Source organism: Muricoccus radiodurans (assembly GCF_050154705.1).
Lineage (GTDB): Bacteria > Pseudomonadota > Alphaproteobacteria > Acetobacterales > Acetobacteraceae > Roseomonas > Roseomonas radiodurans.
In genome coordinates, this window is the sequence record NZ_CP189561.1 from 4429068 (window position 1) to 4441586 (window position 12519).

Genomic DNA, 12519 nt, shown 5'->3' on the forward strand with positions numbered 1-12519 from the left:
GTCGCCTGACCGGCATGCCGCGCTCCTCGACCTCGCGCCCGGCCGCCGGCCGGGCGGCCCGGGACCGTGCGGCCGAACCGATCGCGGTCGTCGGGACGGCCTGCCGCTTCCCCGGCGCCCCCGACCTCGACGGCTTCTGGTCCCTGCTGGCCGAGGGGCGGGACGCCGTCTCCACCCTGCCCCCCGAGCGCTTCAGCCAGGAGTGGTTCCATCACCCGCGCCGGGGCGAGCCCGGCCGGTCCTACACCTTCGCCGCCGGCCATCTCGGCGACGTCTCCGGCTTCGATGCCGGGCATTTCGGCATCTCCCCGCGGGAGGCCGCGGAGGCCGACCCGCAGCAGCGCCTGCTGCTGGAGGTGGCGCACGAGGCCTTCGAGGACGCCGGATGGCCGACCGCCGCCGTCTCGGGGCGGGAGATCGCGGTCTTCGTCGGCGGCTCCTCCACGGATTACGCGGAGCTGCGCCTGTCCGATCCGTCGGGGGCCGACCGCTACTTCATGACGGGGAACACCCTGTCGATCCTGTCCAACCGCATCACCAATGTCTTCGACCTGCGCGGTCCGGGGCAGACGGTGGACACGGCCTGCTCCTCCTCCCTCGTCGCCCTGTCGCTCGCGGTGGACGCGCTGCGCGCCGGGCGGGCGGAGGCGGCGCTGGTGGGCGGGGTGCAGCTCCTGCTCTCTCCCTACGCCTTCGCCGGCTTCTCCCACGCCTCCATGCTCTCCCCCACCGGGCGCTGCCGGGTCTTCGCGGCCGCCGCGGACGGCTACGTGCGGTCGGAAGGGGCGGGGGCGGTGGTGCTGAAGCCGCTGCGCGCCGCGCTGGCGGACGGGGATTCGGTGCGCGGCGTCATCCTGGCCGCCGGGGCGAACGCGGTCGGGCGCAGCATCGGCCTGTCCCTGCCCAACCCGCGCGCCCAGGCGAAGCTCATGCGCCGGATGCTGGCCGAGGCCGGGCTGTCGGCCAGGCGCGTCACCTATTTCGAGGCGCACGGCACCGGCACCCAGGCCGGCGACCCCGCCGAGGCGCGCGCGATCGGCGAGGCGATGGGCGCCGGGCGCGACACGCCGCTGCCGGTCGGCTCGGTGAAGACGAATCTCGGCCACCTGGAGACGGCCTCCGGCATGGCGGGGCTGATCAAGGCGCTGCTGATGCTGGAGAAGCGGGTGATCCCGCCGAACCTGCACTTCGACGCGCCGAACCCGAACATCGACTTCGCGTCCCTGAACCTGCGCGTGCCGGTGGCGCCGGAGCCGCTGAAGGCCGAGGGCCGGGCGGCGCCGGTGATCGGCGTGAACTCCTTCGGCTTCGGCGGCACCAACGCCTCCCTCCTCCTCGCGGCCCCGCCGGCCGCGGCGGAGCCGAAGGCCGGGCCGGGACCGCTGCCGCCGCTGCTTCTCTCGGCCCGCTCGGCCGAGGCGCTGCGGAGCCTCGCCGGAACCTGGGCGGCGCGGCTGCGGGCCGAGCCCGGGCGTGCCCCGGTGCTGCTGCGCGGCCAGGCGCGGCACCGCGACCTCGGGCCGCACCGCCTCGTCGCCCGCGCGGCGGGGGCGGAGGCGCTGGCCGGGACGCTGGAGGCCCATGGCCGCGGCGAGACGGCGGGGGTGGTCACCGGGCGCCTGACCGGCGCGGCGGCGGGCGGTGTCGTCTTCGCCTTCTCCGGCAACGGCGCGCAATTCCCCGCCATGGCGCGGGAGGCGATGCGCCATTCCCCGGACTTCCGCCGCGGCGTGGAGGCGGTGGACGCCCATCTCGCCCCGCGGCTCGGCTGGTCCGTCGCCGCCGCGCTGGCCGATGGCATCACCGAGACGGCGCTCGGCGCGACCGAGGCGGCGCAGCCCGCCCTCTTCGCCGTGCAGGCCGGGCTGCTGGCGGCGCTGGCCGCCGAGGGGATCGTGCCGGACCTCGTACTCGGCCACTCGGTGGGGGAGGTCGCGGCCGCGATGGCCGCCGGCATCCTGACGCCGGAGGGGGCCTCGGCCCTCGTCGTCGCGCGCTCCGCCGCCCAGGGCCGCACGCGCGGGCGCGGACGGATGGCGGCGCTCGGCGCCACGCCGGAGGAGGCGGCGCCGCTGCTGGCCGAATGCGGGCCCGGGCTGGAGATCGCGGCGATCAACGGCCCCCGCGGCGTGACCGTGGCGGGACCGGCCGGGGCGATCCGCCGGCTCGCCGCCGCGGCGGAGCGGGCGCGCCTCGTCTGCAAGGAGCTCGATCTCGACTACGCCTTCCACTCGGCCGCGATGGACGAGGTGAAGGACGAGCTGCTCGCGGCGCTGGCGGGCATCGAGCCCGCGCCGGGGCGGCTGCCCTTCCTCTCCACCGTGACGGGGGAGGCGATGGAGGGTCCGTCGGCGGATGCCGGCTACTGGTGGCGCAACCTCCGCGCCCCCGTCCGCTTCCGGGACGCGGTGACCGCCGCCGCCGGCGCCGGGGCGCGGCTCTTCCTGGAGATCGGGCCGAACCCCGTCCTGCAATCCTACATCCGGGAGACTCTGCGCGCGGCGAAGTCGGAGGCCGCCCTGATGGCGAGCCTGTCCAAGCGCGACGCGCCGGGCGATCCCATCCCGCCCATCGCGGACCGCGCGACGGCGGCGGGCGCCGATCCGCGTGGCGGCCCGGCCTTCGCCGGACCGGCCGCCCGGCGCGGCCTGCCGCTGACCCCCTTCCACCGTGCCCGCCACTGGCTGCCCGCGACCGCCGAGGCCGGGCGGCTGCACGATCCCGCCCTCGACCACCCGCTGCTCGGCTTCCGGCGGGACGGCGAGCCGAACGCGCAGCCGGCGGTGCGCTGGCGCCGGATGCTCGACACGACGCTGCTGCCCTGGCTCGGCGACCACCGGCTGGGCGGGGAGGCGGTGATGCCGGCCGCCGGCATGGTCGAGATGGCGCTCGCCGCCGCCGCCCGCCGTTTCCCGGAGGCCCCGGCGCTGGAGGTCGCGACCTTTCAGATCCTGCGCGCGCTGCCCGTCCCCGCCTCTGAGGCGGGGGCACAGGAGACGCGCTGCCGCCTGTCGGACGACGGCACCTTCCGGATCGAGAGCCGCCGCCGCCTGGGCGGGGAGGCCTGGACGCTGCACGCGCGCGGCCTGCTGCGCGCCGCGACCGCGGAGGCCCTGCCCGACACCCTGCCGTCCCCGGCCGGGGACGGGCGCGTGGTGGAGGAGGCGACGATCCACGCCCTCGCCGCGCGGCTCGGCCTCGACTACGGCCCGGCCTTCCGGCCGGTCCGGGGCGTCCTGATCGGGCCGGACGGCACGGCGGAGGTGGCGCTCGAGCTGCCCCCGTCGGCGCCGGACGACGCCGCCTTCTTCCTGCACCCCGTCCGGCTGGACGGGGCGTTGCAGGGGCTGATCGGTCTTCTCGGCGACCGGACGGAGGGCGGCGAGGCCCCCGTGCCCGTGCGCTTCGAGCGCCTCGTCTTCCGTCGCGGCGCCGGGCCCGCCTCCTCCGCCTCGCTCGCCCTCGCCCATGCCGGCGCCCGGGCGGCGGAGGCGCGGATCGTCCTGCGCGACGCCGAGGGGCGCGTCGTCGCCGCCGCGGAGGGCATCTGGTTCCAGCGCGTCCGCGTCGCGCGCGGGGAGGCCGCCGAGCCCGTTGCCTTCCGGCTGGAGGACGTGCCGGGCCCCGAGCCTGCCCTGCCCGCGCCGGAGCCGGCCCTCGCCCTGGCCCTCGCGGCCGCGGAGGCGCGGGACGAGGCCTATGACCTCTCCGAGCCCGCCCTGCTGCTGGAGGGCTATGCGAGCGTCGTGGCGGCCCGCGCCTTCGGGGAGCCCGGAAGCCTCGTGGTGCCCGCCACGGCCTATGCCCACGCCCTGCTGAAGGGGCTGGGGGAGGACGACCTGGCGGAGAGGGAGGGGGATGCCGCATGGCGCCTCCTGCCCTCCGGCGACCTGCCGGTCGCCGAGGCGATCTGGCGGTCCGTGCTGGAGGAGCGCCCGGCCCTGGCCCAAGACCTGGCGGCGGTTGCCCTGGCGGCCGAGCGGTTGCCCCAGGCCCTGGCGGGCCGTGGCGAGGCCGTTCCTCTGCCCGAGGAATCCGCGGCCCGCGACCGGCTGGCCCAGGTCCTGGCCGACGCGGCCGGCGCCATCGCGGCCGCCTGGCCGGCGGAGCGGCCCTTCCGGGTGCTGGACCTCGGCGGGGCCGCGCTGACGCGGCACCTCTCGGCGGCGATGGCCCGGTCCGGCCGGCGCGTCCTGCACCTTCTCGCCGGGGAGGTGCGGGCCGCGCCCGCCCCAGGCGGCCTGTCCGAGGTCTCGGTGCTCGACTGGGACCCGGCCAGCGGCGCGCCCGCCCCGGCGGTCGCCGACCTCGTCGTGGGCAGCTTCGCCGCGGCCCGCGGCCGCGCGGGCACCGCGATGCTGCCCGCTCTGGCGTCCGCGCTGGCAGAGGGCGGTGCCCTTCTGCTCGCCGAGCCCGCGCCGGGACGGCTCGCGGAGTTCATGCTCGGCCAGGACCCGGAATCCTGGACGCGCCCGCCCCTGCCTGGCGCCGCGGCCTGGACGGACGCCCTCACGGCCGGCGACTGGGACGAGGTCCGGATCCAGCCGCTGCGCGCGGCTCCCTGGCCGTCGCTGCTGCTGGCCGCGCGCCGCCCCACGCCGGCCCGGCCGCCCCTGCCCGCCGCCCCGCCGCGCGCCGTCCTGCTCGCCGACACCGGCGCCGCCCCGCTGCGGGAGGCGCTGGCCGCCGTCCTTTCCGGCCTCGGCGTCACGGTGGACAGCCTGCGGCTGGAGGACGTGTCCGGCCTGCCGCCGCGGACGCTGCAGGGCACCCCGGTCATCGCCCTTGCCAGCCCGGGCACCGCCTCCCTGCCCACCAGCCTCTCGGCGCTCGCGACCCTGGCCGGCACGGCGGAGGCGGGCGGGGCCCGCCTCACCCTCGTCGCCCAGGGCGACGCCGCGACACCGGCCGCGGAGGCGGTGCGCGCGCTCGGCCGCGTGCTGGCGAATGAGCGGCCCGACCTGCCGCTGCGGCGCATCCTGGTGGACGCCGCCCTCTCGCCCGTGGCCGCGGCGCGGCGCCTGCTGCCGGAGATCCTCGCCCCGGGCGGCGAGCCGGAGCTGCTGCTGGGCCAGGCCGCCCGCCGCGTGCCGCGGCTGGTTCCGGCCACCGATTCGGCCCACCGCACCCGCCCGGCGCGCCTCGTCGCCCGTCACCCCGGGCAGCTCGGCTCCCTCGGCTGGGAGCCGCTGGACCTGCCGGCCGTGCTCGGGGCCGGGGAGGTGCTCGTCCGCGTCGAGGCGGCGGGGCTGAACTTCCGCGACCTCATGTGGGCCCAGGGGCTGCTGCCGGAGGAGACGCTGAAGGACGGCTTCGCCGGCGCGGGGCTCGGGATGGAATGCGCCGGGGTGGTGGAGGCGGTCGGGCCGGGCGTGCCCTTCCGCCCCGGCGCCCGGGTTTTCGGCTTCGCGCCCCACGCCCTGGCCAGCCGCGCGGTCACCCGCGCCCAGGCGCTGACCCCGATCCCGGAGGGCGTGACCTTCACCGCCGCCGCCACCATTCCCGTGGCCTTTCTCACCGCGGTCTACTCGCTGGAGACGATGGCCCGCATCGCCCCGGGGGAGCGCGTGCTGGTGCATGGCGGGGCCGGCGCCGTCGGGCTGGCCGCGCTGCAGGTCGCCCGCGCGGCCGGGGCCGAGGTCGCGATGACCGCCGGCACCGAGGCGAAGCGCGCCTTCCTCCGCGCCGCCGGCGCCACCCTCGTGCTCGACAGCCGCGACCCCGGCTTCGCCGATGCGCTGCGCCGCCACTGGCCGGACGGGGTGGATGTGGTGCTGAACTCCCTCGCGGGGGAGGCGATGGAGCGCAGCCTGGAGCTGGTCCGCCCCTTCGGCCGCTTCGTGGAACTGGGCAAGCGCGACTATGCCGAGGATCGGCGGATCGCGGTGCGCCCCTTCCGGCGGAACATCACCTATTTCGGCGTGGACGTGGACCAGTTGCCCCGCGCCCGCCCGGCCGAGGCGGCGCGGCTGCTGGAATCGATCCGCGGCCGGCTGGCCTCGGGCGACCTGCGCCCGCTTCCCTATGCCCGCCGCGCCGCGGAGGAGGTGGAGGGCGCCTTCCGGCTGCTCCAGGCGAGCGGGCATATCGGCAAGATCATCGTCGTCCCGCCGCGCGCGGAAGGGCCGGCCCCGCGCGCCTGGCAGCCGGACGGCGGCACGGTCGTCGTCACCGGCGGCACCGCGGGCTTCGGGCTTGAATGCGCGAAGTGGCTCGCGGCGCGGGGGGTGGAGCGGCTGGCGCTGCTGTCGCGGCGCGGCCCCGCGACACCGGGAATCGGGGAGGCGATCACCGCCCTCTCCTCGCTCGGCGCCCGCAGCCTTGCGGTCGCCTGCGATGCCTCCGATCCGGACGCGCTGGAGGCGGCGCTCGACGCGTTGCGGGCGGAGGGGCCGATCACCGGCGTGGTCCACGCCGCGGCGGTGTTCGACGACGGCGCCTCCGCCGCCCTGGATGCGTCCCGCTTCGCGCGCGTGCTGGGGCCGAAGCTGGCGGCGGCCGAGAACCTCGACCGGCTGACGGCGGACGACCCGCTGACGCTCTTCCTCCTCTTCTCCTCGGCCACCACCGCGCTCGGGAATCCGGGGCAGGCGAACTACGTCGCGGCGAATGCAGGGCTGGAGGCGGTCGCGCGCCGCCGACACGCGGCGGGACGGCCGGCGCTCGCGGTGGGCTGGGGCCCGATCGCCGATGCCGGCATTCTCGCGCGAAGCGACGAGACGGCCGCGACCCTCGCCCGCCGCCTCGGCGTCGAGCCGCTGACGGCGCGGGAGGCGCTGGACAGCCTGCCCGGCCTGATCGGGTCCGGCCTGCCGGTCGCCGCCGTCGCCCGCATCGCCTGGAACCGCGCCGGCACCGCGCTGCCCGTGCTGAAGGAGCCCGCCTTCGCCGCCGTGCGCGGCCGGCCCGAGGCGCTGGCGGAGGTGGACGACCTGCGCGCCCACCTCGCCACCCTGCCGGTGGAGGAGGCGCGGGCGCTGCTGACGCGCATCGGCACGGAGGAGCTCGGCCGCATCCTTCGCCTGCCGCCCGACAGCATCGCGCCCGATGCGCCCGTCGCCTCGCTCGGCCTCGACAGCCTCGGCGGGCTGGAGCTGCGCGGGGCGCTCGAATCCCGGCTCGGCATGCCCGTCCCGCTCTCGGCGGTGACCGAGGACCTGACCGTCGCGGGCCTCGCCGCCCGCATCGCGGAGGGGCTGGCCGGCGGCAAGCCGGAGGCGCAGCTCGACGCCCTCATCGAGCATTTCGAGGCCTCCCCCACCCCGGAGCCGACGCCGCACGACGCGCCGCCGCCCCGGGACGTGGCGTTGGAGAGCCCCGCCACGGAGACATCAGCGTGAGCCAGGGCTTCGGCCTCACCACCACCGCCCGCCTCGCGCTGCTGCAGCGCCTGGCCAAGCGCCGGGCGCGTCAGGAGGAGAGCGGCGGCAGCGGCGATGCGCGCGGCTTCTCCGCGTTGCCGGGGCTGCGCGACTTCGAGCTGATGCGCACCGCCATCGAGGCGCTGCACCTTCCCAACCCCTTCTTCCGCACGCATGAGGGCATCGCCTCCGCGACCAGCCGGATCGAGGGGCAGGAGGTGCTGAACTTCTCCTCCTACAACTACCTCGGGCTGAACGCGGACCCGCGCGTCATGGCCGCGGCGCACGCGGCGATCGACCGCCACGGCGTCTCCGCCTCCGCCTCCCGCCTCGTCTCCGGGGAGCGGCCGGTCCATGCTGAGCTAGAGGCCGCGATCGCCGCCCATTACGAGGCGGAGGCGGCGCTCGTCTTCGTCTCCGGCCACGCGACCAACGTCACCGTCATCGGCCACCTGATGGGCCCGCGCGACGTGATCCTGCACGACGCGATGGCCCACAACTCCTGCATCGAGGGCGCCCGGCTGTCGGGCGCGCGGCGCATCCCCTTCGCCCACAACGACCCGCAGGCGGCGGAGCGCGAGCTGGCCGCCGCCCGGCGCGGCGCGGGTCGGGCCCTCATCATCATCGAGGGCCACTACTCCATGGACGGGGACGTGCCGGACCTCGCCCGCTTCATCGAGATCGCGCGCCGGCACGACGCCTGGCTCATGGTCGATGAGGCGCACTCGATGGGCGTGCTCGGCCCGACCGGCCACGGCATCGCGGAGTTGCAGGGCGTGGACCCGTCCGAGGTGGACATCTGGATGGGCACCCTGTCCAAGACGCTCTCGGCCTGCGGCGGCTACATCGCCGCGCGGCGGGAACTGGTGGACTGGCTGCGCCACACCGTGCCGGGCTTCGTCTACTCCGTCGGCCTGCCGCCGGTCCTGGCGGCCTCGGCCCTCGAATCCCTCCGCATCCTGCACGCCGAACCCGAGCGCGTCGCGCGGCTGAACGCCAACACCCGGCGCTTCCGGGACGGGCTCCAGGCGCGCGGCCTCGACACCGGCTCCTCGGCGGCGCACGCGATCGTGCCGCTCATGACCGGCTCCTCCGTCCGCGCCGGGCAGCTTTCCGGCGAATTGTTCAAGCGCGGCGTGAACGTGCAGCCGATCACCTTCCCCGCCGTGCCGGAGCGGGCCGCGCGGCTGCGCTTCTTCCTCACGAGCGAGCACACGGCCGAGCAGATCGACCGCGCCGTCGGGATCATCGCGGCGGCCTCCGGCGGGCTGGCGCCGGTGGAGCTGGCGGGGTGAGGCGCGCCCTGGCCGGGGTGCTGCCGCTCCTTGCCCTCGCCTTCGCGGCCGCGGCCCAGCCCTCCCGCGGGTCGCTCATGCCCTGCCCGGAGACGCTGGAAGGGTTCGGCGCGATGCAGCCCGGCGCCTGCGCCTGCTGGCAGCCCGTGGCCGCGCCGGTCCGGGGCACCGACGTCTACACACCGAACAGCGCGATCTGCGCGGCCGCCGTCCATGCCGGCGTCATCACCATGGCGGGCGGCACGGTGAGCGTGGTCCCCGCGCCCGGCCAGTCTCGCTATCCCGGCAGCACGCGGAACGGCATCACCTCCAACGACGCTGGCCCCGCCGACCGGAGCTTCCGGGTGGAGCGCATGACCGGCTCCTACGGCACGGTGCCGCGGTGATCCCGGCCGGGTCATCGCCCTGAGCGAGGCGGGTCGGGAGGCACCGCTCGTCCGGGAGGTCTCATCCCCGGCCGAGATCGCGATCTTCGACAGCCTGCCCCGCGCCCTCGGCGGGGAGGCGGCAGGCTGGGGCGTGCCGCTGGCCTTCGAGACGCGGCTGGTCTTCGACCCCGCGCGCAACCCGGTGCTGGCCGAGTGGCACCTGCGGCGCTTCCTCGCCTGGCGGGACGGGCGGGTGGTGGGGCGGATCGTCGCCGCTATGCCGCGGAACGGGCATGGCGGCATCGGCCATTTCGGCTTCCTGGCGGTGGAGCAGGACGCGGCGGTGCTGGCGGCGCTGCTGGAGGCGGCGCGGTCCTGGCTCGTCGCGCGCGGCGCGACGCGGCTGCGGGGTCCGCTGAGCTTCTCGATCAACCACGAGGTCGGCGCGCGGGTGGAGGGGGAGGGCGCGATGCTGCGCATGCCCCGCAACCCGCCCTGGCTGCCCGCCATGCTCGATGCTGCCGGCCTCACACGCGAGAAGGACGTGCTCGCCTGCACCCTGACGGTCGCGGAGGAGCGGCACCGCGCGCGCTTCCGCCCGCTGCTGGCACGGTGGGAGGGTACGGGCGACCTGACGATCCGTCCGCTGCGCGTCTCGCATCTCGCCTCGGAGGTCGAAATCGTGCGCGACCTCTTCAACGATGCCTGGGCGGAGAACTGGGGCGCGATGCCCGTCTCCAGGGCCGAGGCGGAGGTGATGCGCGGGCTGCTGGCGCCGCTGCTCCTCGCGGGGCGCGTCTTCTTCGCGGCGTGGCGGGGGGAGGCGATCGGGCTGCTCTCCATCGTGCCGAACATCGAGGCGGCGACGGCACGGGCGGAGGGGCAGCTCTGGCCCTTCGGCTGGGCGGGGCTCGCCGGCGCGGCGCTGGGCTTCGTGGACAGCGCGCGCGTGCCGATGCTCGGCATCCGCCGGGCCTGGCGCGGCACCGCCGTCTCCGCCATGGCGACGGGGGCGCTGCTGGACCACGCGATCACCCTCGCGGAACGACGCCGCTGGGCACGGGTCGAGATCTCCTGGATCCTGGAGGATAACGGGCCGATGCGGCGGCTCATGGCCGCGCTGCCGGCGCCGGTGACGGGACGCTGGCGGATCTGGCGCGGCCCCGCGTGACGACGTCGTTGCGCCAGGGAAGCGATGGGTTGGGGCGTTGACCGAACCTCGCGGGCCGGGCAAGCCCGGAGACGACCGCCCCGCGCGAAGCGAAACCCTGCGAGCCGAACCCCATCCCGTGGACGCCGCCCCGAGAGGCTTCCTTTTCCTGCAGGGGCCGATCAGCCCCTTCTTCCGGGAGGTCGGCCTCGGGCTGATGGCGCGCGGCCACCGGGTGTTCCGGATCAACCTGTCGCTCGGCGACCGGATGTTCTGGCCCGAGCCGAACGCCACCGACTTCACCGGCCGCAAGGAGGACTGGCCCGGCTTCCTGGGCGCCTTCCTCGACGCGAACCGCATCACTGACATGGTCCTGCTGGGCGAGCAGCGGCCGCTGCACAAGCAGGCCATCGCCATGGCCAAGGCCCGCGGCATCACGGTGACGGTGACCGATTTCGGCTATCTCCGCCCCGACTGGATCGTGCTGGAGCGGGACGGGATGAACGGGGAGAGCGTCTTCCCGCGCGACCCCGCGGCGATCCTGGAGCTGGCGCGCGACCTCCCGCCGCCCGATCTGGTCAAGCGCCACACCGACTCCTTCGGGCAGCAGGCGGTGTGGGACATCCTCTACCACCTGGCCGGTCTGCTCCCGAGCCGCTTCCGCCATCATGAGAGCCACCAGCTCCACCATCCCCTCCCGGTCTATGCGGGCATGGCGGTGCGGCTGCTGATCCGCGGCTTCGAGAACCGCCGCGCCGACCGCATCCTCGAGCAGGTGCGCCACCGCGGGCCGCTCTTCCTTTTCGCGATGCAGATGGAGACCGACTACTCCATCCGCGCCTACTCGCATTACCCGGACCTCGACACCGCGATCCGGGAGGTCATCGACTCCTTCGCCGCCCACGCGCCCGCCGACGCGCAGCTGCTGATCAAGGTGCATCCCCTCGACCCCGGTCTGAAGCGCTGGCCGATGCGCGTCCGCCGGATGGCCCGGCGCACCGGGCAGGAGGCCCGCATCCACTACCTCGGCGGTGGCAACCTCGGCGCCATCACGGAGGCGATGCAGGGCGTGGTGACGGTGAACTCCACCGTCGGGCTGCGCGCGATCGTGGACCGCCTGCCGGTCCACGCGCTGGGGCAGGCGGTCTACAAGATCCCGGGCCTGACGCATGACGGCCCGCTGGACCGCTTCTGGACGGAGGCGCGCCCGCCCGATCCCATCCTGCGCGAGGCCTATCTGCGCGCGCTGTCCTGGTGCGTGCACATCCGCGGCGCGTTCTACGCCCGACCCGGCCTGGACGCGGCCGTGCGCGCCGCGGTCCACCGGCTGCACCACGGGCTGCTGAACGTGCCGGTGCTGGAGACGCCTTCGTCGTAGTGGGACAAGAATAGGCCGGGGGAAAGGTATTCCCCCGGACCCCCATCTATTCTTGTCAGGCTGCCGCGGGACGGTTCTCGTCAGGTCCGCCGCGGGATTGAGGAGGATGGTGGGGCCGAACGCGCGGCGTTCGATGGGGAGTTCTTCCCCCTGGCCTTGTCCCGTCCGGCCGGCGTGGTCCCGAAGGCCGCGCGATAGGCCGCCCCGAAGGCGCTGGCGGAGGCATAGCCGACCGTCGCCGCGACCTGGGCCGGGGTCACACCCTGGGCGAGCAGCGCGGAGGCCTCGGCCAGCCGCACGCCCTGACGCCAGGCGGCGAAGGAGAGGCCGGTCTCCCGCCGGCAGAGGCGGGACAGGGTGCGCGGGGAGGCGCCGATCCGGGCGGCCCAGCCCTCCAGCGGCAGGGAGCTGGAGAGGTCCGCTCGCAGGGCCTCGGCGAGGCGGGCAAGGCGCGGCTCGCGCGGTTCCGGCACGCCGAAGGGCAGGGTGGGCGCGCGCCGGATCTCGTCCAGGATCAGGGCCGCGAGGTGGCCGCCGCGGCCGCCCTCGTCCCATTCGAGCGGCTCCTCGCAGGCGGCGAGGATGAGTTCCCGCAGCAAGGGGGAGGTGGCGAGCACCGCCACGCCCTCCGGCCCCGCGCGGGCGGCGTCGGCGCGCAGGAACAGCGCCCGCATGGCGACCGGCCCGACGATCTGCACGGCGTGCGGCTCCCCCGCTGGGACCCAGAGCGCGCGCCCGGCCGGGACCACGAAGCTGGCGATGTCAGTGACGATCCGCATGACCCCGCGCAGGGCGTAGAGGAGCTGCACCCGGGCGTGGCGGTGCCGGCCGGTCTGGTCGCCGTCGCTGTAGTCCCGCCGGAAGGCCGCCAGCGGCCGGTCCACCGAATCCTGCGGCAGGTCGAGGTTCGGGATGTTCCTCTGGCCGGTTCTCGACATGATATGGCCGGACGTCTCCTCCCGGCCAG

The 12519-nt window shown here is 76.1% G+C and carries 6 protein-coding genes; 5 read left to right on the forward strand and 1 reads right to left on the reverse strand.

Annotated features, from left to right (window positions below):
- Window positions 1-14 precede the first annotated feature (14 nt).
- The 5 genes from ACP6CK_RS20810 to ACP6CK_RS20830 all read left to right on the forward strand — a co-directional run bounded on the left by ACP6CK_RS20810 (window position 15) and on the right by ACP6CK_RS20830 (window position 11552).
- Window positions 15-7340 (forward strand): SDR family NAD(P)-dependent oxidoreductase, encoded by a 7326-nt coding sequence (locus ACP6CK_RS20810; RefSeq protein WP_426955220.1) that lies wholly within the window; start codon window positions 15-17, stop codon window positions 7338-7340.
- Window positions 7337-8656, forward strand: a complete 1320-nt coding sequence (locus ACP6CK_RS20815; protein ID WP_426955221.1) for an aminotransferase class I/II-fold pyridoxal phosphate-dependent enzyme — start codon at window positions 7337-7339, stop codon at window positions 8654-8656. The genes ACP6CK_RS20810 and ACP6CK_RS20815 overlap by 4 nt, the downstream gene beginning before the upstream one ends.
- Complete coding sequence (locus ACP6CK_RS20820; protein ID WP_426955222.1) at window positions 8653-9042, forward strand: LCCL domain-containing protein; 390 nt, start codon at window positions 8653-8655, stop codon at window positions 9040-9042. The genes ACP6CK_RS20815 and ACP6CK_RS20820 overlap by 4 nt, the downstream gene beginning before the upstream one ends.
- A 133-nt stretch (window positions 9043-9175) precedes the next feature.
- Window positions 9176-10195 (forward strand): GNAT family N-acetyltransferase, encoded by a 1020-nt coding sequence (locus ACP6CK_RS20825; RefSeq protein WP_426955223.1) that lies wholly within the window; start codon window positions 9176-9178, stop codon window positions 10193-10195.
- Window positions 10196-10313: 118 nt separating this feature from the next.
- A complete protein-coding gene (locus tag ACP6CK_RS20830) occupies window positions 10314-11552 on the forward strand; it encodes a capsule biosynthesis protein (protein ID WP_426955224.1) in 1239 nt (412 codons plus the stop codon).
- A gap of 80 nt (window positions 11553-11632) precedes the next feature.
- Here the strand turns inward: ACP6CK_RS20830 and ACP6CK_RS20835 are convergent, their stop codons facing one another.
- Window positions 11633-12490: an AraC family transcriptional regulator gene (locus tag ACP6CK_RS20835; RefSeq protein ID WP_426955225.1), complete on the reverse strand. Its 858-nt coding sequence runs from the start codon at window positions 12488-12490 to the stop codon at window positions 11633-11635.
- Window positions 12491-12519 lie beyond the last annotated feature (29 nt).